General features: G+C 47.6%; 25 protein-coding genes. 12 read left to right on the forward strand and 13 right to left on the reverse strand.

The features are described from left to right. Positions 1-140: 140 nt before the first annotated feature. The 4 genes from VHA02S_RS05750 to VHA02S_RS05765 all read left to right on the forward strand — a co-directional run bounded on the left by VHA02S_RS05750 (position 141) and on the right by VHA02S_RS05765 (position 2918). Positions 141-512, forward strand: a complete 372-nt coding sequence (locus VHA02S_RS05750; protein WP_005428840.1) for a GntR family transcriptional regulator — start codon at positions 141-143, stop codon at positions 510-512. Next, positions 509-1366 carry an ABC transporter ATP-binding protein gene (locus VHA02S_RS05755; protein ID WP_038898427.1) on the forward strand — a complete coding sequence of 286 codons (858 nt, stop codon included), beginning with the start codon at positions 509-511 and terminating at the stop codon, positions 1364-1366. Before VHA02S_RS05750 ends, VHA02S_RS05755 begins: the two co-directional genes overlap by 4 nt. Further along, a complete protein-coding gene (locus tag VHA02S_RS05760) occupies positions 1366-2196 on the forward strand; it encodes a membrane protein (protein ID WP_038898426.1) in 831 nt (276 codons plus the stop codon). Before VHA02S_RS05755 ends, VHA02S_RS05760 begins: the two co-directional genes overlap by 1 nt. A 203-nt stretch (positions 2197-2399) precedes the next feature. Then, positions 2400-2918, forward strand: coding sequence for an RNA methyltransferase (locus VHA02S_RS05765; RefSeq protein ID WP_005448887.1), 519 nt, complete (start codon positions 2400-2402; stop codon positions 2916-2918). A 90-nt stretch (positions 2919-3008) separates the two neighbouring features. Here VHA02S_RS05765 and gltS read toward each other — a convergent pair whose 3' ends face one another. Further along, positions 3009-4244, reverse strand: coding sequence for a sodium/glutamate symporter (gene gltS / locus VHA02S_RS05770; RefSeq protein ID WP_005428854.1), 1236 nt, complete (start codon positions 4242-4244; stop codon positions 3009-3011). 560 nt (positions 4245-4804) lie between these two features. After that, on the reverse strand, positions 4805-5437 hold the full coding sequence (locus VHA02S_RS05775) for a CatB-related O-acetyltransferase (protein WP_038898425.1): 633 nt from the start codon (positions 5435-5437) through the stop codon (positions 4805-4807). Positions 5438-5635: 198 nt separating this feature from the next. On the opposite strand from VHA02S_RS05775, the gene VHA02S_RS05780 reads away from it, so the two are divergent. The 4 genes from VHA02S_RS05780 (at position 5636) to VHA02S_RS05795 (ending at position 9291) form a co-directional block, all read left to right on the forward strand. Then, on the forward strand, positions 5636-6409 hold the full coding sequence (locus VHA02S_RS05780; RefSeq protein ID WP_033006986.1) for a DUF4344 domain-containing metallopeptidase: 774 nt from the start codon (positions 5636-5638) through the stop codon (positions 6407-6409). 41 nt (positions 6410-6450) lie between these two features. After that, complete coding sequence (locus VHA02S_RS05785; protein ID WP_038898424.1) at positions 6451-6837, forward strand: thiol-disulfide oxidoreductase DCC family protein; 387 nt, start codon at positions 6451-6453, stop codon at positions 6835-6837. Between the two features lie 175 nt (positions 6838-7012). After that, positions 7013-8674, forward strand: a complete 1662-nt coding sequence (locus tag VHA02S_RS05790) for a methyl-accepting chemotaxis protein (protein ID WP_005448883.1) — start codon at positions 7013-7015, stop codon at positions 8672-8674. A gap of 122 nt (positions 8675-8796) precedes the next feature. After that, positions 8797-9291, forward strand: a complete 495-nt coding sequence (locus VHA02S_RS05795) for a peptidylprolyl isomerase (protein ID WP_005448882.1) — start codon at positions 8797-8799, stop codon at positions 9289-9291. 139 nt (positions 9292-9430) lie between these two features. Here VHA02S_RS05795 and VHA02S_RS05800 read toward each other — a convergent pair whose 3' ends face one another. The 8 genes from VHA02S_RS05800 to VHA02S_RS05835 all read right to left on the reverse strand — a co-directional run bounded on the left by VHA02S_RS05800 (position 9431) and on the right by VHA02S_RS05835 (position 17068). Next, positions 9431-10222 carry a LytR/AlgR family response regulator transcription factor gene (locus VHA02S_RS05800; RefSeq protein ID WP_038898423.1) on the reverse strand — a complete coding sequence of 264 codons (792 nt, stop codon included), beginning with the start codon at positions 10220-10222 and terminating at the stop codon, positions 9431-9433. A 15-nt stretch (positions 10223-10237) separates the two neighbouring features. Continuing rightward, complete coding sequence (locus tag VHA02S_RS05805; RefSeq protein ID WP_038898422.1) at positions 10238-11260, reverse strand: sensor histidine kinase; 1023 nt, start codon at positions 11258-11260, stop codon at positions 10238-10240. Next, positions 11261-12607, reverse strand: a complete 1347-nt coding sequence (locus VHA02S_RS05810; RefSeq protein WP_038898421.1) for a DUF1302 domain-containing protein — start codon at positions 12605-12607, stop codon at positions 11261-11263. It lies immediately after the preceding gene. A 45-nt stretch (positions 12608-12652) separates the two neighbouring features. After that, positions 12653-13438: an outer membrane lipoprotein-sorting protein gene (locus VHA02S_RS05815; protein ID WP_038898420.1), complete on the reverse strand. Its 786-nt coding sequence runs from the start codon at positions 13436-13438 to the stop codon at positions 12653-12655. Next, positions 13431-14699 carry an ABC transporter permease gene (locus VHA02S_RS05820; protein ID WP_038898419.1) on the reverse strand — a complete coding sequence of 423 codons (1269 nt, stop codon included), beginning with the start codon at positions 14697-14699 and terminating at the stop codon, positions 13431-13433. Before VHA02S_RS05820 ends, VHA02S_RS05815 begins: the two co-directional genes overlap by 8 nt. Further along, the gene (locus VHA02S_RS05825) at positions 14687-15385 is read right to left on the reverse strand and encodes an ABC transporter ATP-binding protein (RefSeq protein WP_005448872.1); all 699 of its coding nucleotides are present in this window, start codon (positions 15383-15385) and stop codon (positions 14687-14689) included. The genes VHA02S_RS05820 and VHA02S_RS05825 overlap by 13 nt, the downstream gene beginning before the upstream one ends. Before the next feature lie 9 nt (positions 15386-15394). Then, a complete protein-coding gene (locus VHA02S_RS05830; protein ID WP_038898418.1) occupies positions 15395-16063 on the reverse strand; it encodes a hypothetical protein in 669 nt (222 codons plus the stop codon). Between the two features lie 84 nt (positions 16064-16147). Continuing rightward, positions 16148-17068 (reverse strand): LysR family transcriptional regulator, encoded by a 921-nt coding sequence (locus VHA02S_RS05835; protein WP_038898417.1) that lies wholly within the window; start codon positions 17066-17068, stop codon positions 16148-16150. A gap of 119 nt (positions 17069-17187) precedes the next feature. On the opposite strand from VHA02S_RS05835, the gene VHA02S_RS05840 reads away from it, so the two are divergent. The 3 genes from VHA02S_RS05840 to rodA all read left to right on the forward strand — a co-directional run bounded on the left by VHA02S_RS05840 (position 17188) and on the right by rodA (position 20645). Continuing rightward, on the forward strand, positions 17188-18237 hold the full coding sequence (locus VHA02S_RS05840; RefSeq protein WP_038898416.1) for an HlyD family secretion protein: 1050 nt from the start codon (positions 17188-17190) through the stop codon (positions 18235-18237). A gap of 10 nt (positions 18238-18247) precedes the next feature. Then, positions 18248-19258, forward strand: coding sequence for a DUF2955 domain-containing protein (locus tag VHA02S_RS05845; protein WP_038898415.1), 1011 nt, complete (start codon positions 18248-18250; stop codon positions 19256-19258). Positions 19259-19562: 304 nt separating this feature from the next. Beyond that, on the forward strand, positions 19563-20645 hold the full coding sequence (rodA, locus tag VHA02S_RS05850; RefSeq protein WP_005428884.1) for a rod shape-determining protein RodA: 1083 nt from the start codon (positions 19563-19565) through the stop codon (positions 20643-20645). 83 nt (positions 20646-20728) lie between these two features. Here the strand turns inward: rodA and VHA02S_RS05855 are convergent, their stop codons facing one another. The 3 genes from VHA02S_RS05855 to VHA02S_RS05865 all read right to left on the reverse strand — a co-directional run bounded on the left by VHA02S_RS05855 (position 20729) and on the right by VHA02S_RS05865 (position 23810). Next, positions 20729-21445, reverse strand: coding sequence for a YebC/PmpR family DNA-binding transcriptional regulator (locus VHA02S_RS05855; RefSeq protein WP_017189799.1), 717 nt, complete (start codon positions 21443-21445; stop codon positions 20729-20731). Between the two features lie 135 nt (positions 21446-21580). Further along, the gene (locus tag VHA02S_RS05860) at positions 21581-21790 is read right to left on the reverse strand and encodes a DUF3283 family protein (protein WP_005448858.1); all 210 of its coding nucleotides are present in this window, start codon (positions 21788-21790) and stop codon (positions 21581-21583) included. A gap of 94 nt (positions 21791-21884) precedes the next feature. Next, a complete protein-coding gene (locus VHA02S_RS05865; protein ID WP_005448856.1) occupies positions 21885-23810 on the reverse strand; it encodes an ATP-binding protein in 1926 nt (641 codons plus the stop codon). 68 nt (positions 23811-23878) lie between these two features. On the opposite strand from VHA02S_RS05865, the gene VHA02S_RS05870 reads away from it, so the two are divergent. Then, positions 23879-24634 carry a substrate-binding periplasmic protein gene (locus VHA02S_RS05870; RefSeq protein ID WP_038898414.1) on the forward strand — a complete coding sequence of 252 codons (756 nt, stop codon included), beginning with the start codon at positions 23879-23881 and terminating at the stop codon, positions 24632-24634. Position 24635 lies beyond the last annotated feature (1 nt).

Raw genomic sequence — 24635 nt, forward strand, 5'->3', positions numbered from 1 at the left:
GTGAAACTCTGGTGCAAACTTTGTCGAAATTTCATCGGCAAAAGTGATTGAGAAAACAGCGCAAGAAGATTGGCGCTTTCTATCCCATCGCCAAGGTGTTATACATATATATAACACCAACTCAGCCAAGGAAACCAATCATGACGCATTGGCATGATCGCCAACCGATTTTCCGTCAGTTGGCTGACCAGATCACCCAGCAAATATTGCAAGGCATCTGGCAAGAGGGCGAAGCTTTGCCTTCGGTACGCAGTGTCTCTGCGGATATGAAGATCAACCACCTGACGGTCATGAAGGGCTATCAGTTATTGGTTGATGAAGGATTGGTAGAAAAGAAACGTGGGCAAGGCATGTTTGTCGCCCAAGGTGCAAAAAAACAGCTGCTTGCTGATGAAAAAGCACGTTTCCTTGAGCAACAAATTCCGCAGATCGCCGACACACTACAACGTCTGGATATGTCTCTTGATGAATTTATCCAACAAATCCAAACACATATTGAAGGTGACCAATGAGCGCATTAGTCAGTGTAAAACACGCCTCCAAGCAATATCGTCAGCAGGGTGAAGCGCTGCATGACGTGAGCTTTGATCTACAAGCGGGTCAAGTGCTTGGCTTGCTAGGTCATAACGGTGCGGGTAAATCGACTCTCATTAACGCCCTACTCGGTGCACACGAATATCAGGGCACCATTCGCATCAACGGCTTTGAGCCAATAATGCAACGCGACAAAATCATGCAGAGCTTATCTTACATGTCGGATGTGAACGTTCTGCCAAACTGGATGACGGTTGCTCAGCTGCTCGATTACACCGAGGGCGTACACCCAGGTTTTAATCGCAGCAAAGCTGATAGCATGCTTCGTCAAACCGATATCAAGCCGCGTGCACGTATCAAATCCCTATCGAAAGGCATGAAGGTGCAATTGCACTTGGCTGTCGTCATCGCGACCAATACGCAGATTCTGATTCTCGACGAGCCGACGCTTGGTTTGGATTTGGTTTATCGCGATACCTTCTACCGTCATTTGCTGGAATGGTTCCACGATGGCGAGCGTGTGCTGATCATTGCTAGCCATGAAGTATCGGAAATCGAACACCTACTGACGGACGTGCTGATCCTTAAACACGGTCGACCTGTTCTGCAAACTTCAATGGACAGCATCAGCGAAAATTACTTCATTCTCGATGCCAGTGATGAGCATCGCGCACAAATCGAAGCGCTGAAACCACTGTCATCACAAAAAGGCTTAGGCACAACTAAATGGTTGCTTTCGTCTCAATACGCAGAGCAAGTTGCAGGGCTGGGTGATGTATATGGCGTCAAGCTTGCGGATCTGTTCTTGGCATTGCAGAAGGAGGCAGCATAATGAAATCGATTGTCGCGATGTTGCGTAAAGAATGGCTAGAGAACCCGTTGGTTACACGCGTGCCGTTATTTATGTTTGCCTGTGGTGTGCTGCTATTTGTCAGCTTGATGAGTAGCTCGACACTGCAACACAATATGTTCTTCCAAATGAGCTTTGGCGGTGATGTCAGTGACATCCACAAAGAGCTAGGCGATGACGTCAACATGCTGATCACCGGCGGCATTGGTTTGTTGTCTATCCTGCTTGGCACTCAATACTTCCCGAGAACGCTGCGTAAAGAGCGCTCAGAGGGCAGTATCATGTTTTGGCGCAGTATGCCTGTCAGTGACGTGAAAACCCATCTGGTGAAGCTGACGTTTGGTTTATTGGTGATTCCATTGGTGTGTTCGGTATTGGTTTTCGCTGCCGACTTTATGCTGTGGATGTTGAATGTTTCAACCGACCACCAGCTGGCGTTATTGTATCGCCAGGCATCATTGGGCTTCGTGCTGCTGAACTGGATTGAATTCTTGCTTCGAATGGTAGTGGCTGGGGTGTTGTTATTGCCGCTCGCACTAACCGCAATGGCAATCTCGCAGAAAGTGAACTCACCACTATTGGTCATCTTGATTGGTATTTACGCGCTACGTTGGATGCCAATTGCGATGTTCAACTTCTATGGTCTGGATGACTTCTTCTCAGCAATTTTCTATCTACCACTGCATGCGATTCTTGCGCCAAACCCGTTCAGCGCGATTCCAGATGCAGGTTGGATGAACGTTGGGATTTACGCTTTCATCGGTGTGCTTGCTTGGACGGCTAGCATCAAGTTCAGCCGCACCGTGAACTAACAAGCACAAGCAAAACCACACATCAAAAGCGAGGTACTGTCCTCGCTTTTTCATTTTCAGCACCATCAATCTTCATTCTCTTTGCTTCAACGCAAAAATAATCAGCCTATAGCAATAGCGCTTCGGCGTGGTTAAGTTCATAATCCCTCGCTTAATGCGCTCAGCGCTATTATCTAGAATTTTTGAAAAGCAGAACACTAACCATGACCACCAAGCCAACAGCCATTATTGGACTGTACAACCCAAAGAGTCCAACCAACGTTGGCGCTGTATTACGAGCCGCAGGCTGCTACGACGCTGCGCAAGTTCGTTACAACGGCACGCGCTACAGCCGCGCAGTAAAGTTCCAGACCGACACCCAGAACTCACAAGAACGTATTCAATTAGTGGAGATGGAAGACCTCACTGCTAATGTTGCCGACGATGTGGAAATTGTTTGTGTTGAGTTAGTGGTCGGCGCAACAGCACTGCCGCACTTCACTCACCCAGAGAACGCGATTTATGTGTTTGGACCGGAGGACGGATCACTGCCGCAAGAGATGGTCGATAAGGCGCATCACGTGGTGTACGTACCGACTCACGGTTGTATGAACCTAGCCGCGACGGTGAACGTTGTGCTTTACGATCGCATGGCGAAAACACTGGGGACGATTGATGACCACCAGCAAGTCCTTGCTAATCGCGACAACAAGAACCGCTTGAAAATGAAAGCTTGCGTATAGACTGACGAAGTTCGTCGTTGGCAAGCGCCAGAAACAAAAAAGGTCACAGCAATACTGTGACCTTTTGTTTTATTTGGCGTCTTAATCTATCTAGCCAAGGAACGAGATGTAACCTTGTAGAATGATCAAGTTAACAATGTCGATGAAGAAGGCACCAACAATCGGAACAACCATGAACGCTTGTGGTGACGGACCAAAGCGGTTAACGATTGAACCCATGTTCATTACCGCCGTTGGGGTTGCACCCAAACCGAAACCACAGTGACCACCTGCGATAACCGCAGCATCGTAGTTGCTACCCATCACCTTGAATGTTACGTAGTAGGTGAAGATAGCCAGAATCACTGACTGCACGCCTAGAATCACCAAGAATGGGATCGCTAGGTCAAAGATGTTCCATAGTTTCAAGCTCATCAGAGCCATCGCTAGGAACAGAGACAGCGACACCGTACCTAACATGTCGACCGTTTCGGCATCCAACTTACGAATCTTGGTCACTTCCAAGAAGTTAGTGATGATCACACCAATGAACAACGCATAAACGAAGTCTGGAATCATCAGCCATTGAATGTCGTAAGTGCTCACCCATTGCTCTACGTACTTAGCACCTGTTACACAGATCAATAAGAAGAACAGTTTCTCAACCACTTTTTTCGCGGTTACTTTGTCTTCTTCGTACTCGTTGTACGTCACCAACTCCGGGAATTTCTCGTGGGTTTTGGCATCTCGACCACCACGACCATACTCAGATTCGATGTTGTTCTTTTCGACCAGACGCTGCGCAACCGGACTACCGATGATACCACCGATGATCAAACCGAATGTTGCTGACGCCATCGCGATTTCCAATACGTTATTCAAACCGTAAACGTCTTGGAAAGTTTGTGACCACGCCGCCCCCGTGCCGTGACCACCTGATAGAGTAATCGAACCAGCGATAAGCCCCATCAGCGGATCTAAACCCAATGCCGCTGCCAGTGAAACACCGACACCGTTTTGAATGATGATGTAGAACGACGCGACTGCTAAGAAGATGAAAACCTTCGCGCCCCCTTTCATTAACTGAGTGTAATTTGCTGCCAAACCAACGGTAGCGAAGAACATCAGCATGAATGTGTTTTGCAACGGTAAGTCGAACTCCAAATCGACGCCGTTAAAATGAAGAGCAGTAATGATGCAGGCAACGATTAAGCCCCCTACAATCGGCTCAGGTATGTTGAATTTCTTTAAGATCGGTAGCTTAGCATTAATGAAATGCCCCAGGAAAAGCACACTGATCGCAACCAAAAAGGACTCCAGTGCACCTACAGATATTAAATGATTCATATCGCCTCTTATTATTGTTCTCTTCATCCTCCGTAATGATTGAGTGTTAGTTTAACCTTCGCTCAATAGCAAATTTTCTCGCTATATTTTTCCGAAAATACTCAAAAGGTTGTGTTAAATGCGCCTTAGGCTAGTTTAAGGGACGGTCGTTAAGCGATGTTCTGATTTACGCGCTATTCGCAAGCCCTAAAATGTAAAAGGAGCCTGTTAAGCTCCTTCTTATCCTCTTCATAGACAAACAGAAATGACTGCTTGCAGGAGATGGATATCGTGTTGTGAGTATTGTTCGAGTGACACTTTCTGAACCGCTATCGGGCTCCCTTACTTAAACAGAATGTGATCATCACTATCGAGCAAAGTTCCTTCCCGTCATAACGAATAGAGCGCCGAGGTGGCGCTCTAACATCTGGGTTTGCTTGTATCCCATCGTAGTTAAAAACTCTGACTCATGGTGTTTGGAACGAGCCGAATCCCGGGAAATTCTCAAGCTTGCAACAAGTGTTCTCGTTACAACGGAGCGAGATTATAACATATCGCTGAAAATTTTCCTCATTTCAGTGCTATTCGCCACTTTCATAGTTTGCTTCTGCAATGATCAACTGTTCAATATCATTACTGCAGATGAAAGCGCGAAGTGCCTCGAACTTGGCTTCATCCCACGTGTAGATTTGCAGGGCGAGCAGCTTATCAATGATGTCTTGCTTAAAGCGAAGCTTAACGGGTTTTGCCGGAGATCCTGCCACCACAGTGTAAGGTGGGACATCTTTAATCACGACGCTGTTTGCGGCAATCACTGCGCCTTCCCCAATGGTGACACCGGGCATGATCATCGCGCGCATGCCAATCCAAGCCGCGTCACCAATCACGGTGTCGCCTTTGCCTTGGTAAGATTGCTCGATGTCATCAAGGAACGGATACAGACAGAACCAGTCCGTCCTGTGATTATGGTTGCCGCCCATCAAAATCACCGCTTCAGCCGCGATACAAACGTAATCACCGATGTAGAGCTGATCGACTTCCCACCTCGGTTGCCACGCTTTACTGACTTCATCGCCATGCAGATAACGCACGACAGAATCTTCGAAGCCATTATCCCAACAATCACTGTAATAACTGTGGGTGCCTTTGATGTGGATGTTTTGGTTTTGCACCACTTGGTGCAGGTACTGAAATTTGGACCAATGTTTTTTCATGGCAGTTGCCTCAATAGAGTAAATGTATGCCACGGAACGGTTTCTCGTGGCGTTGTTGCTGCGTTCTCAGTCAACAACGCCTATTGGATGCGGGGTTGCAGTAGTAATGGATTATTCATGAATGTACCCTCCAGCGCGCACACTATAAAAAGCATGTATAATTTTCAAGCAAACCAAACAAATAACAAGATTCCGAAAATGAAAAGTCACTCTGCCTTTGCCTCTCTGCTGCTGTTTGCTGCCACAGCGTCTGCGAGCGAAAACATTAAAATCGAATACCGCCCAGCGGAAACTGCCGACGATCGCTTTGCTGCGCAAGTGATTGAAAGCAGTGAAGTGAACGACATCTTTGTCCAGCTTTCTGATGATTACTTCCCGTTTGATAACCCACTAACACTGACCTACGGTGGCGAAGACGGTCCGCTTTATGATCCAGAAACCCACACCATCCATATTCCCTATACCTTCTATCTGGAATCATTCAACTACTTCACCAACAACAAATACCAAGAACGTTACGGTAAATCACCGAAAACGGGCGCGCTCGATACTTTGCTGCACACGCTATTGCACGAAGCCGGACACGCTTACATTGCCGATCAAAACATTCCGGTACTAGGCAAGGAAGAAGATGCGGTTGATAACTTCGCTACCATTTTGTTGATTGATTACGTCGATGACGGTGCCGATGTGGCGATCAGTGCTGCGGACATGTTCGCATTCGAATCCGACGACAGACCGGACTACTACGATTTTGGCGAGTACATTGACGAGCACAGTTTCGACCTACAGCGTTACTTCTCGACCCTGTGTCTGGTCTACGGCAGCGATCCAGAGCAATACAAAGCCTTGTTAGATGAAGTAGAAAAAGATTACTTACGCGATCGCAAAGAGTTCTGCCAATTCAATTACGGCAACATTCGCGATAATTGGCTGCATTACTTGCAAGACAATGAACTAAAAGAAAAATAATCGCGTAAAAGGGATAAGAACCGCCAATAATGAGCTCAATCATGACCAAACTGACCGTATTTTACGATGGCACTTGTCCCTTGTGCGCCAAAGAGATGAAGGCGCTAAAACAACGCGATGCCAAGCAGCACATCAAAACCGTCGACATCTACAGCGAGGCGTTTGCCGCTTATCCGCAGATCGATCCGGAGCAAGCCAACACCATTTTGCACGCCCTTAACGATAAGGGAGAACTTCTGCTTGGGTTAGACGTGACTCATCGTGCATGGCAATTGGTCGGTCGCGGTTGGTTGTATGCACCATTGCGTTGGCGCATTATCAAACCTGTTGCGGACTGGCTTTACCTCAAATTTGCCAAAAACCGCTACCGCGTTTCCTACTGGCTAACGGGCACTTCTCGCTGCAATAACGGTTCGTGTTCACGTTAATTGTGATCCCGCTTAAAAATGCTACGACCTTAGTCTAAATTTATAAACTTCCTGTACTTCTGATTGATTAACTCGGTTAATCTCTAAGCATTACAACAATAAGTATTAATAATTTTATCAGGCAGGCTTATTCAGCTTGTCACTTGTAACGCTGCGCCGAGAGAAGGACGTCTCTATGAATCTGACGATCAGAAAACGACTATATATCCTTTCAATAATTCCAATTCTAACCATGGCAATAGGCATGATGTGGTTCACCTACCTACAAACCACTGCCTACAACGAACACGAGATTGAGCAGACTCGAAGTCAAATGATGGAGATGAAAAAAGCTGAGCTCAAAAACTACGTCCAAATGGCGCGTTCCGCTGTCGAGCCACTACTCGCTCAAAACGCCCCACTTGAAGAGGCTCTGCCTATCTTGAAACAGCTGGAGTTCGGTCAATCCGGTTACATCTTTGGCTACGATTCAAAAGGCGTTCGCGTCGTAGTGGGTAAAAACACCAAAGGCATCGGGGAAAACTTCTATAACTTGCAGGATAAGAAAGGCAATTACCTGATTCAGGATTTGCTCAAAAATTCCAAAACTGGTGAGTTCACGACTTATTACTTCCCAAAACTCGGTCAGAGCGAAGCGCTACCGAAACTAAGCTACTCCGTCTTTATTCCTGAATGGGATCTTATGCTGGGTACGGGCTTCTATACTGACGATATCGATGCCATTGTGGCAAACATGGAAGAAGCTGCGCATCAGGCTCTCAACACCACACTGACTGCGATCGCTCTATTCTGTGTCTCGATTGCAGCTATCGTCGCAGTCTTCGCGGTGTTTGTTAACCGCAGCATCATGAAGCCTATTGAGCAGTTTGATGCTTCAATTCACTCTTTCGCGCAAGGCGATGCCGACTTAACCGCACGCATGGAAGAATCAAGCGTACCGGAGTTCACTCAGCTTAGCCGTAACTTCAATATCTTTGTTGAAAGCCTGCAAGGCATCATCAAGAGTGTTAGCCATGTTGGGCAAGAAGTGGTTTCAGAGACCAACGACATGTCACAGCGAGCGTCGCAAGTGGACGAATTGGCTTCAGGTCAACGTGAAGAAACCGAACAAGTCGCTGCGGCAATGACCGAGATGACAGCAACGGCGCACGAGATTTCCAGCAACGCTAACCAAGCGGCGCAATCCGCCAAAGACGCCGATGATAACTCACAGCAAGCGAAACACATTGTTGATTCCGCAGCGAGCTCTGTCGAAGCGCTCGCACTAGAGGTGTCGGAAGCCAGCACGGTGATTTCTCGCTTAGAAAGCGATGTACAAAACATTTCTTCTTCGCTAGAAGTGATTCAAGACATTGCCGAGCAAACCAACCTATTGGCACTAAACGCAGCCATTGAAGCAGCACGTGCAGGCGAACAAGGTCGCGGCTTTGCGGTCGTTGCCGATGAGGTTCGTAAACTGGCGAGTCGCACTCAAGACAGCACAGGCGAAATTCACCAAATGATTGAGCAGTTGAAGTCTGGCTCGGATGCAGCAGTGAAAGCCATGGGTTCAAGCCAAGCGCGTGGTGAAGCAACGGTTGAGGAAGCACGAGCTGCCTCTGCCGCACTACAAGAAATCCAAGCCGCAATTGCTAACATCATGGACATGAACACCTTGATCGCAACGGCAACCGAAGAGCAAAGCCAAGTTGGGCAAGAGATTTCACAACGGATTGAAGTGATCTCTCAACAAAGCAGCCAATCGGCACACCTTGCCAACCAAAACCGTGCAGGCAGTGGCAACCTTAACCACAAAGCTAACGAGCTGTACGACTTGGTCGGTCGCTTTACGGTTTAAAGCTTTCCTCACCCATTTACTATGCAAACAGCGACGCCAAAACGTCGCTGTTTTTATTTCTGCTATCCTCATACGACTTAGCTATAATGCCGCCAACTTAGCACCTACAAGGGCAAAACCAGATGATTATCATGACCACCAATTTCGGTGATATCGAGATTGAACTGAACCTAGAACGAGCACCAGTTAGCTCAAAAAACTTCAAAAAATACTGTGAAGATGGCTTCTACAACGGCACCATTTTCCACCGCGTTATTGACGGCTTTATGATCCAAGGTGGCGGTCATACCGAAGACATGGCAGAAAAGCCAACACGCGCCCCTATCGCGAACGAAGCAAACCGTGGTCTAAAGAATCTTGTTGGCACTATCGCAATGGCGCGTACCGATGCTCCGCACTCTGCAACGGCACAGTTCTTCATTAACTTGGAAGACAATGATTTCCTAGACCACACCGCAACTACCAACCTAGGCTGGGGCTACGCCGTGTTTGGTAAAGTGACTGCGGGTATGGATGTCGTAAACCGCATCGCGAAAGTGAAAACGACCTCTAAGCTTGGTCACGATGATGTGCCATGCGATCCAATCATTATTGAGAAAGTGACAGTCAGCGAATAAGCCCATTCGCCTCTTGGTAGAAATCGTCGCTATAAAACGACAAAAGCGCCTAACGTCTTATGACCTGGGCGCTTTTTGTTTTTATTGCTGAAAAAAAGAGCAGCGAGTTTACAGTGTAAAGAGTGAGCAGTTCTAGCGTTTACATCCCTTTGAACAAACTTTGAGATGCACGGCTCACGGGAAGCTTGTTTTCCCCAACGTGAACAAACATTCTGCCTGCAAAGTCTTTGTTTACTTTGCTAATTTTGCACACTTGCACCACGCTTGAACGGTGCACTTGCCAGAACTGTTCTGGGTTAAGCTGCCCTATCAACTCTTTCAACGAGGTGCGAATCAAATACTCCTGCACTTTGCCTTGTCCTTGTTGGGCATATACAGAAACGTATTTTTCTTCCGCTTTGAAATACAACACATCAGACGTAGCAATCAGATGAATATCTTCCCCTTGCGTCGCTTTGATCCACTGAAGATATTGCGGCGTTTGTGGCGCGGATAATTGCTGCAACTGTTCTAACAGACTGCTCATCTGCACATTACTGCTTTCTTGTTCTCGCTTAGCAAGGCGTGCTTTCACTCTTTCACACGTCGTCAGGAGGCGCTCATCCGAGATAGGCTTGAGCAAATAATCGGCGGCATTTTGTTCAAAGGCTTTGATGGCGTAATCATCGTACGCAGTGACAAACACAATCAAAGGTGGATTGGCGAGTTGATTAAGTTTTTGCGCTAGTGTCATGCCATCCAGAACTGGCATACGAATATCAAGAAACGCAATGTCAGGTTGGTTTTGCTCAATGACTTGCAACGCTTGTTCACCATCGGCAACTTTGGCTATTACCTCTAGCTCAGGCCACACTTCAGCTAGGCTTTTATCAAGATGGCGCCTCAATAGCGGTTCATCATCAGCAATAATGGCAGTAAACCCTGTATTCATTCCTTTCTTCCTTGATTACGATTCCATTGGCCAGCGCAAGCGAACACAAACGCCACCCTGAGCAGGTTCACTGATAGAAACCTCTCCTTGCCCTGCGAACAAAGCTTCAACTCGCTGCTTGAGATTACTTAGACCCACGCCAGAGCCCATGTGCCCACTCACGTGATTCAAGCCAACACCTGTGTCTCTGACTTCAATCTTCAAGTTCTGTTGTTCGCGCTTGATGAGCAAGCTGACTTCGCCACCTTCTCGCTTCGGCTCAATACCATGGATGATGGCGTTTTCGATTAAAGGTTGGAGCATCATCGGCGGTAATTCGGTTCTGGCTAACCCCTCTTCCACCTCAATCTTATAACTCAGTCGATCACCCAAACGAGTTTGTTGGATACCTAAGTAAGCCTCAAGTAACGCAGTTTCATCGTCTATGGTGGTGTGCTCTTCACGTGAGCTTTTGAGCGTTGCACGCAGTAGCGCGGTTAACTGTTCTAGCATCAGCTTAGCTTTATCAACATCTTGCGACATAAGCGCGCTGATATTTGCCAAGGTATTGAATAAGAAATGCGGTTCAATCTGGCTTTGCATCTGCTTAAGCTGACTCAGCAACAGCGCACGATCTTGCTCTGCTTTCTCGCGCTTAATGGCTTCCAACTCTCGTTGCGCGATTGCATGTTGCTCGCGTGAATAGAAATAGAAAAAGCACATGGTACTGAATAACAACCCCATGAGTCCAACCGATAGCATACCTGAGATGCCGAAATATTCTCCGAGCCAAAACTGGGCGTTTACCACACCGAACAATAAGCAAGCCGTCAGCGAGATAGCCACTTCCGCCAAACGAGGAATGGTAGGAAACAGGCGGTCGACAAGCCATGAGAAGAATATAGCCGAATAGCCAAATCCAAAACTCACCATAACATGAACGTAAAATGAGCCGCCCCAAACAGAAAGCGTCATTGCTGCGATAAAGAGACAAAATGCCGTGGTCACTAATAAGCTACGCGACCATCCACTTTTCACCACTGATTTTGCTGAACACATTTAGAATTTCCCTTTGATGTTAAATACAATCATATGCTTATCATTGATTTGTGCGTAAGCAGATTGGTCGTCTCCGGTTAAAAAGCGTGCGGCAACTTCCACTTCTACACTTTGATCGCCGGTATCAATCCATTGGTAGTTAAGCCACTGCGTGACAATCACACCACCATCTTGTGGCGCCAACATCACATCCAACGTAGGGGTTACATCACTTAGCCAGCCCATATCCGCTTTACCGTTCCATGCAGCCCACGCTTCCAAATCCCAACTCCAGTGCAGCATTACGTTATGCTGAACGATATTGGCGTGCTGAAACCCTTGGGCGTAGCTTGTCGCAAGTAGAGCGCTGCTAGCCAACAGAGAGTTGTTAGGTTCAGGGAGCTGAGAGAGTAATTCGCCACGCTCTATTGCTTGCTGCCATTCGCTTTTCGACCATGCTCGGCTGTCGTACCAATATTCAGCAATCACGTTGTGTCCGGCTTGGTTTGCCCAGTTCATCCCAACTAAAGCTTGGAATGCACTTCCCTGCTCCTCAGCTGAAACGGGTTGGTAAAGATCATCCTGCTGAAACTGATAGCCGACACTTTGCTTTTGCCACAGCATGGAACCGTGCATGGCGATGGATTCATCCCACACGGCAATGGCACTGGCTCCGAGTAAACCTCGGCGCACATCATCGTAATAACCAACAAGTTGATACTCGGTGTCACCCACCAGCGCATAACGACGAATACCAACACCTTGCTGCTCTGCGGCTTGATCAAGAGCACTCTGGTCTTGTTGCCCCCAGCTTGAATCCGTCGCAATCACCGTCCACTCGCCTGCCATATGGTAGTGTGAGAGTGAAAACACACCCGCCCCCTCTTCTGCGACTAAGCCAACCGGGTTTTGTCGATAAGGCTTAAACAGATCCAAAGGTCGGTAGCCATAACCCACACCCCAATCCACGCGCAACTTACCTAAGCTCACATCAAGCGTAGTGTCACCGACTTGCCACTCCCCTAGCCAAGCCAGCTCTCTAATCAACAACTGGTTATCAGCTTCACTCCACCAATCACTCTCTCCTTGTTGATTGAGGTACAAACCTTGGCTGTACAGAGCAAACAAGCCACTGAAGTTTTGATAATTCACCTGCACATCCAAGAGTGCATTAAGTGAATCACGAGAACTGCTCTGCGCTTGTATAAATGCGCTGTCACGCTGCTTGGCCGTTTCGTAACTGACAGCCCAATCCCACTCAAAACTCAGTTCATCATTGGCACAAGCAGGGGCTGACGCGCCCACACACAATGACGCAGCAATCAACAGACTGGTGCTTTTGTTAAGGTTAGGCTGGTGCGATTTCATGTGACTTCCTTGCTCGTTTTCATGGTTCTATTTACGAAGCTCAGACTAAAGCTGAGTCGTGTTGGCTTTAGGCAGATAGCTTGGGTTGTAGAACTTGTTATCCAGTTGCCAAGGCACGATTTCTTGGTACTCGATAACGGTCTTTTTGCTCGGCTGAATGCTATCAAGCAAGGTCATCTCACTGACGTAGTCTTCGCCATTGTCGGTTGCGCGTCCGTATTGCGCTTGCTTGGCGAGTTTGCCAGAGCGCAAGTAGAGATCGGCTTTGATTGGAAACGCATCTTGCTCAGACAACCATAAATCGATCTTCTGATAGCTCGCCCCTTTGGTTTTCGCGGTTAAGGCAAGGTGATAAGCCGCAACACTTGCTCCATTCACCGAAACAGTTTCTGTCGCTCTCCATTCACCTTGATAATCTTGGCTCCAAGTCAGGGTTGAGATGTCGCCGATAGACGCTTCACCAAGAAGCTTCTGCATCGGCGTAATGCGAATCGGACGGCGGCTCTTTGGCATTTGCAGCCAGTAGTTGTCGCCCATCATCAGCATCTTTTGCCCAGCTTCGACTGCCGATTTGAACACCACCAACGATTCACGATTTGGACGCGTGTACACATGGTAAAGGCGGGTTTTATCTAACTCTTGGTCTTGATATAAGCGCACCAGTGACACCACTTTGGAGGAATCATCGTGCAAGCGGTAGCTGTCGGCTTTTTCAATCAATTGCGCAACTTGCTGTGCATCTAGCGCTGTTTCATTTGCACTGACATTCATGCTTGCAACGCCGCTTACCGTCAGCAGTGCAATTGGTAATAGTGATTTGAAATTAAACATAAATCAGTGCCTCCGTAATTGGCTTGTTCACCCCTTTGCGCGCCGAGAAAAACGCCGCAACCAAACAAATCATCATTACTGCAAATCCTGCTATGGCTACCAGCTCCCAAGAGAAGTAAATCGTTAATGGGTAACCTTCTGTGCGTCCTGGCGGTGGCGGCATTTGCACATCCACGACCATCAGTAAGACGGTGACTAGCGCCGTAAACAAAGCACCGATTAAGCTGCCAATCACGGCAAGTAACCCTGCTTCGCGCAAGAACCCAGCAATGATTTCGCGAGGGTAGCTACCAAGCGCTGACAAGGTGCCAATTTCACGGGTACGCTCGGTGACCGACATGGTCATGGTGTTGAACAGGGCGACAAAGACTACCAACGCCATTACTGCGCCCATGATGCCGAAGATGCGGTCGTACAAATCTTTCACTTTGAGATAGAAGAACGCACGTTCTTGCCAAGGCGTAATCTCAATATCTTGATCGCCAAAGTTCTGCTTTTGCTTACTCAGAACCGAAGCCACTTGTTGCTCGACTTGGTTAGTTAAACTGGTGTCGAACAAGAAGACAGATAACGTACTGACTTTGTCTGAGCCCAACAACGATTGCGCGCTGTTGATGTGCACGTACAACTGGCGTTTATCAAGCTCTGGTACGCCTGTTGAATAGATGCCACGAACTTTGAAGTCATACGCGTTCAATGCGCCGTCAGTTGTGGTCGCCAGCAAGGTAATCCAATCGCCAACGTGCACGCTTAGGTTGTTCGCCAAATCAACGCCGAGCATCACTTCTGGCTCTGCTGGGTCATAACGCGATGCATGAATGTTCGAAAGTGTTTGCCCTTCACGCACGTCCAAAAACGGTCCTTTCATATCGAATTCGCGTTCGTTAACACCAATGCCGATAAAGATCGATGACTTGTTGCCGTTGGAAATCAAACCGCTGAACTCAACTCGTGGCTGCACACCTCGCACTTCATTCAACCCAATCAATTGCTTGGTGATGTCGTCGGCGTGAGTTAACCCGTTACTCAGCGGCATCTCTTCTTCTTTGGCGAAGTAACCCGGAGTGGTTAACGTCAGATGCCCCGTGTCACGCGCTGTCGATTCTTTCAAACTGTCATAGGTGTACAGACCAAAACCGCCCGCACTGGTTAACGCAAACACGGCAATAGCGATGATCAGCATCGACAACAAACTGCGACGGCGATTGCGTTGCAGGTTCAACCAAGCAAGACGAACCGAAACAGGAATTAGCTTGCCCATGAAACCTCCTCCACACTTGCGTGCGTTTGGGTAATTTTGCCATCCACCAATTCAATGGTGCGGTCACAACGGGATGCCATGCGAGGGTCGTGAGTGGCGACGATAAAAGTGGTGCCTAGCTCGTGTCCGAGCCCTTTCATAATGTCGATGACCTTGTTGGCAGTTTGGCTATCAAGACTTGCGGTTGGCTCATCAGCAATCACCAATGCTGGTTTGTGCACTAAAGCGCGCGCAATTGCCACGCGTTGTTGCTGACCGCCTGATAGGTTATCGGGCATGTGATGAATAAACTCGCCCAAGCCAACGTGTTCTAGCATTTGTGTGGCGAGCTCGGTTTGTTCAGCTTTTGAAAAGCCGTTGAGGTGTAACGGATACGCCACGTTCTCTAGCGCCGTCATCACGGGGACAAGATTGAATTTTTGGAACACAAAACCAAGCTTTTCACGACGCATTTTCGCCGCCTGCATTTGCCCGGTTGGGTATGGGCTGCCTGCAAACGTCACCTGACCTTGGTATTGAGTATCCAGCATACCAAGCACGTTAAGTAAGGTGCTTTTGCCTGAGCCAGACGGTCCACACAGAGCCACCATTTCGCCAGCAAACACTTCACCAGACACGTCTCGCAATGCACGCACCGTTTGGTTGCCAAGGGCGTAATCGCGGCTAAGTTGATTAAAAACGATCATGACGCCTCCCTAATATTTCGCTAGCAGCGCTTTTGCGGTTTGCGTTTCTAAATTGCTGTCACCCAACTGCTCCATTTGCGCTAACCATATTTTGGCTTGTTGAACATCTTCAGCACGCAGTGCCGCTTCAATGGCGTAGCGATAAATCCACGACGTTGCAGCGAAAGGTTGTTGGCTAAAACTCGGCTCATCGAGCAATGAAAGGTACAGCTCGTAGCCACGCTCAAAGTGATTGAACATGTCAGGTAAAGAGGTAAACGTAGTGGCTGCCATAGCGGTGGCTAATTGGTATTCCGGCAAGCCTTGTAAGCGTTGTTGTTCTTGCAGTGGCAATGGCTGATTCGCCATTAAGTCCAAGCCTTTTTGGATAGTGGCAAGACCGCGCTCGGTGAATTTCATCTTGTTCCAAGGCATAAACGCCTCACGACCTTGCAACGTCTCAGCACTGCCTAAGTAAACCAAGGTCACCGGCGTTGCGCCCTGCTCTTCGAGTTGTTTGGATAATTCGCCGTAAACGGTATCAACTAAGCCAGAGTCACCCTGCGCTGCTTGATTGAATTGACTGAGTGTGCGCTCACTTGGATTAGCCAGAGCCAAATTGCTGCTGAGTGCAAATGCGGCGATAAATGTACTTGCCAGTTTAAGAGCTTTGATTGAGCGAGATTGAGAAACCATCATGTACTGTCCTTAGTTGAACGTGATTTGATGGTTTCAGATTAAGGGAGAAAATCGCACGCTGCTTTTGCATGCGACCAATGGCAGTTATGTGGAGTGAATGGTATTGAGAGAGGATGAATGGTTTCGCTCCTCTGAAGCCAGCAAAATCGCTTCGACCATTAAGGTCAGCGCTTTAGGCTGATAGTTACGCTGACGATAAACCAAATAGGCTTCGCGATCCCCGCGGCTGTAGGATGTTGCGACGCGCACGAGATTCAATTCAGGCTTAACGTGGCGTAATGGGATCGACGCAATTCCCAAACCGTTTTCCACCGCTTTGATCACCGCGGTGATGTCATTGACCACTAAACGCGGATTACAGTTGAGCATGTCCACCAGCTTGTCTTGCTGATAGATAGGCACTTGTGTGGTGTGTGTGCTGGCTACCCAGTCTTGCTTGGCTAAATCTTGTAAGGTTTCAATATTGCCGCCCGCTTGCGCTAGATATTCAGGGCTAACAAAGAAAGCGTGCTCTACTTTAAACAATGGGCGCGCGATCATATCGTCCAAACCATCCAAATCGAACGTCACCACCAGATCGCGATCGGTTTCTGGAATCGAATTCACTTGGCTAAGCAATAGATCAATAGTCACTTTTGGATAGGTTTTGATGTAGTCCTCAATCACCTTGTCAACCAAGTCATTGTAAAAGCGGCTTGGCATCACCAGTCGGATTCGCCCCTCCACTTCTTGGCTTTGCTGATTGAGCTGCAAGATGCCGGATTCAATCTGCGCCATCGCACTGCTGAGCTGGTCAAACGCCTGTAAGCCTGTCTCGGTTGCCACCAACTCACGTCCTTTCTTCTCCAGCAACCTCAGCCCTAGACGCGCTTCCAGCGCCGATAAACGACGAGACATAGTAGAGACCGGCAGTTCGAGCTTTTTCGCCGCCGCGAGCAGAGAGCCTTGCTCAACCACTGAGCAAAACAGGTACAGATCATCAACGTTTCCAAATATGGAATTCATACTTCTTCCATTGGTTATTTTTTCCAATTTTAGATGAGTATAACCTAGCCCACGTAGAAAAGAGACCCGAATATGCCGTGAACGCGGCGCGTAATAACGAATGAATACTAGGTACAGACGTGAAAGAAAATTTTTATAAATACGCGATATACACTGTTTTTTCAGCGGCTACTTTGTTCTCCGCTTTTTTAGTCACCTCAGACAATGTTTCCCCTTTCACCACCCAAGCGACACTGCATCGTAATGTCGCAACCATTGCGCCGGAGGTATCTGGTGTGATTACGGATGTGATGGTGAATAACGGTGAATTGGTTGAAAAAGGTCAGCCACTGTTTGCTATCGATGCCAGCAGCTACCAATTGAAAGTGGCACAAGCCAAAGCCGAACTGCGCCAAGCACGTGAATCAGATTCCGCGAAATGGCAACAATTGGCAGCAGCGAAACAAACCCAAAGCCAACGCGAGTTCGAATACCACAACGCGAAGCAAAAACTGACGCGTAACCAAAAACTGCGCAACAAAGGGCTGGCAACAGAGCAAGAACTTGATGACGCGATCACCAATACACAAGTCGCCAGCAGCGCGGTTGAAGCAGCGAACGCAGAAGTGAAACGTATTGAAGCAGAGCTTTCTACTCAAGACCGTACGGCAGCTATCGAGTTGGCAGAAGCAAAGCTTGCCAGCGCAGAGCTGGATTTAAGCCATACCCAAATCGTGGCGCAAACTGAAGGCGTGGTAACTAACTTGCAACTGCAATCAGGCAGCTACATCACACAAGGCACAGCGTCATTGATGCTGGTGGACGAAGCTCATGCGTGGATCAGTGCAGACTTCAACGAAAAAGGCATTGATAAGCTAACTAATGGTCGCGAAGTGTTGGTGTCCTTCGATGCGCTACCGGGCAAAGTATTTACTGGTGAAGTCAGCAGCCAAGAGCGTGCGATTTACGATACCAACAATGCTAATGGGCAGCTTTCTAGCGTGACCAATGATACTCGTTGGATCCGTGAGCAACAGAAAGTGCGTACTCGCATTACGGTGAACGAGCTGGATCCGTCGATGATTTCTGGTTCACGAGCAAGTGTGATCGTTGAAAGCGGCAATCCTATTATGGATGTCATTGGCTCGGCTTGGATTCACTTGGTGGCGATGTTCCGCTACATCTACTAAGAGGTGAACCATGTGGACCTTCGAAAGCCTGTTTCAAAATCGCTCTGAGCGTAATGAAGCACTGCGTGTCGCCCTTACTGTGACAATTTGTATGGTGCTGGGCAAACTGCTGAATCTTGATTCTCCAGTTTATCTGGCGCTGTACCCAACCATCATCATGACCAAGAACAAAGACTATTCTTGGCTTGGTCTGCTTCGCACCTTGCTACCTACGTTATTAGCAGCAAGTGCAGCATTAGTGGTAACTGAAGTGTTTTCGCAGCATCCGTTTGTGGTGTGGACCATTAGCTTGTTCTTCTTCGACTTTATGCGCCGCAGAGCTACCACGCCGCCGAAGAAAGGTCAGATGCTAATGCCAACCTTCAACTGGATTCTGATTGTGGTGTTTGCTCAGCATACCACCATGGACATGCCAATGCGCATTCATGAAATCTTGCTGTCGATGCTGATTACCATGATCGTCGCAAAAACCATGGTGACTCTGTTTCCTGTTGAACGTGGCGGCAAGCCTCCAGTATTTGAAGAAGAGCCTGTTACGTTTGAGAACCGAGCGATTTCACTCTCGTTGATTGGTCTTGGTGTGGCGTTCTTGATGATTGTCGACATCATCTCAGCAACGTTTTGTTTGGTGCCTGTGATTGCCGCCGCAACACAAACCACACACAAAAACTTTATCGACGTGGTTGACCGTCGTTTTCAAACTCAGGTGGGCGGCTGTGCATTAGCGGTAGTGTTCACCTTACTGATGGCTGGGCATCAGTCCACGTTCGGTTACTACACCATCGTATTGGGTCTGCTTGCCTTTATGATTACCGCATCAATGGCAAAAGCGAAAGGCCCAGCCAAAGATGTCCATGCCGATGCGTTATTGGCGACCATGTTGCCGATTCAACTCTACATGACCAGCAATGAACTGGGCTTGGAGAGCACCTTCCTCCGAGCTTGGGAGCTCACCGTGACTTTGTTTGTGCTGTGGGCGTTGTACTATTTCACGCACAAACCAGAAAAAGCCCAAGCCTAATCATGCCATCGCCTTAAGTGCTCAATACTTAAGGCGAATCTGCTCATTTCATTGCGCTGCCTGTACCAATTTCCATTTCAACCTTATAAAAAGTGTGGCGCAAAACCTCAGCCTGGTGTATTTATCCTTCCCACGACTTTCCAAGTCAGCTTACCCATAACAGGCGGCGTCGCACACTCCTCTCTTGCACACCTTTGCGTGGTGTCTGTTATTTCCAAATTGGATTCTTAGCATCGGAATAGTTTGAGCTCGCAGAGTTCTGGTTGTTTTCGCCCCGCGTTGGGGCGTTTTTAGGTTGTAGAAGATGAACAAGCGTTTCTTCCCTAGGATTGATTTGCCATTGCTGATGGCGATCATTCCGATCATGCTATTGAGTTCACTCACTCTCTGGAGTGCCAGTGGATTTAATGAAGCTATGCTATTTAAGCACCTCGCTCGATGCGGTTTGACGCTGGTGTGTATTTTGGTCATGTCGTCGATTCCTGCGTCCAGTTATCAACGTTCAGCGCCTTATTTGTATCTGGTTGCAGTTTCTCTCTTGGCGGCCGTTGCCTTATTTGGCGATAGCACCAATGGCTCACAGCGTTGGCTCGATATCGGCTTCTTCCGCTTTCAACCCTCTGAGCTGATCAAGCTCTCCATTCCCATTATGATCGCGTGGATGCTGCATCTAGAAGGTGGGCGACCAGACATTCGCAAAATTGCTTTCTGTTTGCTGATCACCTTTGTGCCTGCGGGCTTGATTGCCTTACAACCAGACTTAGACGGCGCTATCTTCACCGTGATTTACGCGTTGTTTGTACTGTTCTTTGCAGGCATGAGCTGGAAGATCATTGGCGGCTTTTTGGTGAGCATTCTAACGCTGGCACCAATACTTTGGTTCTTTGTGATGGAGGCGTATCAAAAGAGCCGTGTAACGCAGTTCTTGCATCCAGAGTCGGATCCACTGGGTTCAGGCTACCAAATCATCCAATCATTGATTGCGATTGGTTCTGGCGGCATGAAAGGCAAAGGCTGGATGAATGCTACTCAAGGTACGTTAGGGTTTATTCCAGAGAGCCATACCGACTTCATCTTTTCGACCTACGCAGAAGAATGGGGATTTATTGGTTGTGTGGTGTTGTTAGCGTTGTATTTATTCATTACGGCGCGTGTGATGCTGCTAGCGTGCCAATCTGAGCATTTCTTCAGTCGCTTAGTGAGTGGCGCATTAGCAATGAGCTTCTTCCTTTATGCCTTCATCAACACCGGCATGGTAAGTGGCTTGTTACCAGTAATGGGCAGTCCACTGCCGTTCTTTAGCTACGGTGGTACGGCGATGCTGACTCAAGGCATCTGTTTTGGCGTGATCATGTCGCTGTGTTATTCCAAGTACCGAAACACTTAAACGCTAGTCACGATAGAAAAGACAAACAACACGATCAAAAAAGGCTTCCCTCGGAAAGCCTTTTTTACAACTAGAGAACCGAATTACAGTTCGCCGTTGTGGTATACCTGTTGAACGTCGTCACAGTCATCTAGAAGGTCTAGGAACTTCTGGAATTTCTCTGCGTCTTCGCCTGTTACTGGCGTGTTCGTTTGCGGTACGAATGTGATTTCTTCAACGTCGATTGTTAGATCTGGGAATGCACCGTTAAGCGCAGTTTTTGTTTTGAAGAACTCTGTGTGAGGTGCGAATACAGTGATAACACCATCTTCTAGCTCAACGTCAGTAACGTCCACATCTTCCATCATCAGCGTTTCTAGGATGATTTCATCATCTTCGCCTTTGAACTGGAATACAGCTTGGTGATCGAACATGTGAGAAACAGAACCTTCAACACCAATTTTCGCACCCACTTTAACAAAGCATTGGCGAACGTCTTGGAATGTACGGTTACCGTTGTCTGTTAGACAGTCTACGATCACGCTTGTGCCGCCAGGGCCAAAGCCTTCGTAACGTGCTGGAGTGTAGTCTTCACCACCGCCGCCGTTCGCTTTGTCGATCGCTTTATCGATAACGTGTGCAGGAACTTGGTCTTTTTTCGCTTTTGCGATCAGGTGCTTCAGAGACAAGTTCATGTCTGGATCACCACCACCGTTTTTCGCGCACATGTAAATTTCTTTACCGTATTTGGAATAAACTTTAATTTTTGCGCCTGCAGTTTTCGCCATAGAGGCTTTGCGCACTTCAAAACTTCTTCCCATCGGGATGTCTCTCTAAATTCAAATTTAATGCGAAGGATTTTAGCAAAGAGTGAACAGTTTTACCTTTCACCTTGCAAAGGAATGGGGAGGAAACCTCATTCGCCGCTGTGGTTTACACCAGAGCCACGGTTCGCTTTATGCGACACCCATTACTCGTTTGTACTTATCGACCGCCTGTTGAAAAAACACTTTCTCGTCAGCGTCGTTAATCTTAGACAGCTGTTCGTCTATTACCTCAGGACCAGATTTTGCTTCTTTAAGCTTCCAAACCAAAAACGACGCTTGTTTATCAAGCTCGACTTTGTTTTTCTCGTCAGGCGGCAACAGGGATAGATTGAACGACATTCACAGCCTCAAGGTACTTTAATAAATACTAGCCGCGCACTATAGCACACAGATTTGACTTTTAAGAAGTGAAACGCACTTTACTTGATCAATTTCAAGTTGCTTGTTTTGGATTCGATCGTGTTTGCAAGGAGTCTGGTAGATATCGCTCAAAGATTTGCTGTAACCGTTCTTTCGTCACCGGCTTAGCAACAAACTCATTCATGCCAACATCAAAACAGCGCTTTTGATCTTCCTTGATGACATTCGCACTCAAAGCAATGATCGGCACTTGCTGTCCCCACTCATCCATCTTGCGAATGTTTTCAGTGGCAATAAATCCATCCATCACTGGCATTTGACAGTCCATCAATATCAAATCGAATTTATGCGCTTGGCATTGCTGGAGCGCTTCTTCACCATGTTCGGCAACATTCACCTGCATTCCGAGTTTTTCTAGCATCATGCGTACCACTTTCTGGTTCACTGCCGTGTCTTCCACCACCAGAATCCAAGGTTTCCCCTCGTCTTTGGCTGAGTTAATACACTCAGAAGTGATGGCATTACTCTCACCATTCGGAAAATCGAACACATTTGGTGTCTGAGGAGAAATAGCCTTTTCACTGACGATATTGAGTGGAATAGTAAATTCAAAACAACTGCCTAGACCGGGTTCACTGGTCAGACGGATTTCTCCGCCCATCACTTCGACCAAACTACTGCAAATCGCTAAACCCAAACCAGTACCGCCGTACTTACGAGTGGTACTGCCATCAGCTTGCTGAAACTTCTCAAACACCGCTTGTTGGTTCTCTTTGGCAATCCCAATACCCGAGTCCACAACACGAAAATGCACGCTGGCAACACCCTCTTCTCGGCTCACCTGCGACACCATTAACTTAACATGCCCGCGCTCTGTGAACTTCACCGCGTTACTGAGCAGATTGCTTAACACTTGTTTGAGTCTGCCAACATCCCCTTCGACTTCTAAAGGTAACTGAGGGTCGATATCACAAACCAGTTGAAGCCCTTTTTGTTGAGCTTTGACAGTATGAAGACGCCCGACCTCGTGAAGTAAATCGAGTAGATTGTAGGTCGTGGTTTCTAACTCAATCTTACCCGCTTCAATTTTGGAAAAGTCGAGGATGTCGTCGATGATGACCATCAAAGAGTTGGAAGAGCTGTTAATGATAGAAACGAAATCTTTTTGTTGATCATCGAGTTTGGTATCTCCGAGCAACGAAGCGATACCGATAATCCCGTTCATTGGCGTACGAATTTCATGGCTCATGGTGGCAAGAAATTCGCTTTTCTTACGGTTTGCCACTTCAGCTTTGTCACGCGCCTCTTCGATTTCAGCTTGGTGTTCTTTCACACGCTCAACACTTCGGTTGTATTTGCGTTCCAACAAACTCACTTCATCAAAGAACCAACGTTTTGGCAATGTCACTTTACTAGGTACATGACCGCCACTGAAATCGCTCACCGCACCGGAGAGCAACTCTAGTGGTTTCACCATCAAACGAAATGCCACCCATAAAACACCAATGATGAGTAAGAAGATCTTGATCGCTTCCGCGATCACGAGAAAAAAGAAGGTTTGCCATAACCCTTGATAGATCGGGCTAAGATCTGATTGCACCGTCACTTCGGCAAGATCATAAATTTTCGTCCCCATTTCGTACTTCAACGGCCATTGACGCTCGATCCGATCTTCCGTTAATGCGCTACCTAGTTCGAAGATCACTTCATCTGGGGTGGCAATTCTTAGATAGTCCACAGAGGGTAGGCGCATTGCACCTTCAGCCTGAGTGCGTAACAGTTCTCTATCTTCAACCCACAAACTGGCAGAGAAACTGGAAAGGTAGCTGGTTTTTACCTGTTCAAGTTCTACATCTAGGCGAGCGAGATCATCGTTGAAATCACGATAAAGGCTGATCGAAGAGATGATCACGGTAAAGATTAAACTCAACGCAAAAATCGCCAGCATCAATTGATTTCCGATACTAAATCGGCGTTGAGCTCGCTCTTTTATCTCCATATGAAATCGCTCCCTTAAACTTGCGCTACTATAAATATAGTCACGTCACGACAATAATCGAGGTTAGGATGAAAGGACTCTTACGTACATTAGGCTTTAGTTTTATGGCCTTAAGCTCATACTCTATGGCAAGCGAAGTGAATTATTACGTAATTGCTGAGCAAGCCCGCCCATTTCAAATAGAGCAGCAAGGAGAGCAACACTCTGGAATTGTGACTGATATCGTCAGCGCCATCTTTGCGGAATCCGATTACGAAGTGAAATACCACACCTACCCATTCAAGCGCATGATTTCGGTACTCGAAGCGGGCGGCGAGGAAAACTGGGTTACTTATGGCAGCCCGAATTGGGGGAAAGTGCAATCGGAAAACCTCTCTGAACAGCCTATTTACACTGTAAAACACGTACTCGTGTCCAGCAGCAAAGCGCCATTCAAATTTAGCGATATGCAGCACATGCAAGGTCGTTCTATCGTGCTGCTGCTTGGCTTCGATTATCCTAACCTTAGCCCATTCTTTGAAAACGGCACCGTCAATGAAATGCGCGTCAAAGACTACGACGCTGCTTATCGCGTTCTGCAACGTACTCCTGGTGATACCGCCTTCGTCGAAATGGAATCGCGCGTGGTATACAACATCAAACGCCTAGAGTTGCCAATGGGAGACTTCCAGATCCAATCTTTCAGTTCAATCATCCCTGACTACTCCATCTATTTGGCTTTCTCTCCAGAGATGAGTCCAAAAGTACAGAGCTTCATCAATAAACGCTTAGCGGAGCTTAAAAATTCAGGAAAAATCGACGACATCATCAAAAAATACATCTAGT

This window comes from Vibrio harveyi NBRC 15634 = ATCC 14126 = KCTC 12724, assembly GCF_001591145.1.
GTDB classification, from domain to species: Bacteria; Pseudomonadota; Gammaproteobacteria; order Enterobacterales; family Vibrionaceae; genus Vibrio; species Vibrio harveyi.

Excerpts from the sequence above, each read along its gene's own strand:
- VHA02S_RS05750 (WP_005428840.1), top strand. The coding sequence starts at position 141 with ATGACGCATTGGCATGATCGCCAACCGATTTTCCGTCAGTTGGCTGAC.
- VHA02S_RS05800 (WP_038898423.1), bottom strand. The coding sequence starts at position 10,222 with ATGAATACAGGGTTTACTGCCATTATTGCTGATGATGAACCGCTATTG.
- VHA02S_RS05760 (WP_038898426.1), top strand. The coding sequence starts at position 1,366 with ATGAAATCGATTGTCGCGATGTTGCGTAAAGAATGGCTAGAGAACCCG.
- VHA02S_RS05805 (WP_038898422.1), bottom strand. The coding sequence starts at position 11,260 with ATGTGTTCAGCAAAATCAGTGGTGAAAAGTGGATGGTCGCGTAGCTTA.
- VHA02S_RS05835 (WP_038898417.1), bottom strand. The coding sequence starts at position 17,068 with ATGAATTCCATATTTGGAAACGTTGATGATCTGTACCTGTTTTGCTCA.
- VHA02S_RS05820 (WP_038898419.1), bottom strand. The coding sequence starts at position 14,699 with ATGGGCAAGCTAATTCCTGTTTCGGTTCGTCTTGCTTGGTTGAACCTG.
- VHA02S_RS05865 (WP_005448856.1), bottom strand. The coding sequence starts at position 23,810 with ATGGAGATAAAAGAGCGAGCTCAACGCCGATTTAGTATCGGAAATCAA.
- VHA02S_RS05825 (WP_005448872.1), bottom strand. The coding sequence starts at position 15,385 with ATGATCGTTTTTAATCAACTTAGCCGCGATTACGCCCTTGGCAACCAA.
- VHA02S_RS05790 (WP_005448883.1), top strand. The coding sequence starts at position 7,013 with ATGAATCTGACGATCAGAAAACGACTATATATCCTTTCAATAATTCCA.
- VHA02S_RS05845 (WP_038898415.1), top strand. The coding sequence starts at position 18,248 with ATGTGGACCTTCGAAAGCCTGTTTCAAAATCGCTCTGAGCGTAATGAA.
- gltS (WP_005428854.1), bottom strand. The coding sequence starts at position 4,244 with ATGAATCATTTAATATCTGTAGGTGCACTGGAGTCCTTTTTGGTTGCG.
- VHA02S_RS05830 (WP_038898418.1), bottom strand. The coding sequence starts at position 16,063 with ATGATGGTTTCTCAATCTCGCTCAATCAAAGCTCTTAAACTGGCAAGT.
- VHA02S_RS05795 (WP_005448882.1), top strand. The coding sequence starts at position 8,797 with ATGATTATCATGACCACCAATTTCGGTGATATCGAGATTGAACTGAAC.
- VHA02S_RS05785 (WP_038898424.1), top strand. The coding sequence starts at position 6,451 with ATGACCAAACTGACCGTATTTTACGATGGCACTTGTCCCTTGTGCGCC.
- VHA02S_RS05860 (WP_005448858.1), bottom strand. The coding sequence starts at position 21,790 with ATGTCGTTCAATCTATCCCTGTTGCCGCCTGACGAGAAAAACAAAGTC.
- VHA02S_RS05815 (WP_038898420.1), bottom strand. The coding sequence starts at position 13,438 with ATGTTTAATTTCAAATCACTATTACCAATTGCACTGCTGACGGTAAGC.
- VHA02S_RS05755 (WP_038898427.1), top strand. The coding sequence starts at position 509 with ATGAGCGCATTAGTCAGTGTAAAACACGCCTCCAAGCAATATCGTCAG.
- VHA02S_RS05855 (WP_017189799.1), bottom strand. The coding sequence starts at position 21,445 with ATGGGAAGAAGTTTTGAAGTGCGCAAAGCCTCTATGGCGAAAACTGCA.
- VHA02S_RS05780 (WP_033006986.1), top strand. The coding sequence starts at position 5,636 with ATGAAAAGTCACTCTGCCTTTGCCTCTCTGCTGCTGTTTGCTGCCACA.
- VHA02S_RS05765 (WP_005448887.1), top strand. The coding sequence starts at position 2,400 with ATGACCACCAAGCCAACAGCCATTATTGGACTGTACAACCCAAAGAGT.
- VHA02S_RS05810 (WP_038898421.1), bottom strand. The coding sequence starts at position 12,607 with ATGAAATCGCACCAGCCTAACCTTAACAAAAGCACCAGTCTGTTGATT.
- VHA02S_RS05870 (WP_038898414.1), top strand. The coding sequence starts at position 23,879 with ATGAAAGGACTCTTACGTACATTAGGCTTTAGTTTTATGGCCTTAAGC.
- rodA (WP_005428884.1), top strand. The coding sequence starts at position 19,563 with ATGAACAAGCGTTTCTTCCCTAGGATTGATTTGCCATTGCTGATGGCG.
- VHA02S_RS05775 (WP_038898425.1), bottom strand. The coding sequence starts at position 5,437 with ATGAAAAAACATTGGTCCAAATTTCAGTACCTGCACCAAGTGGTGCAA.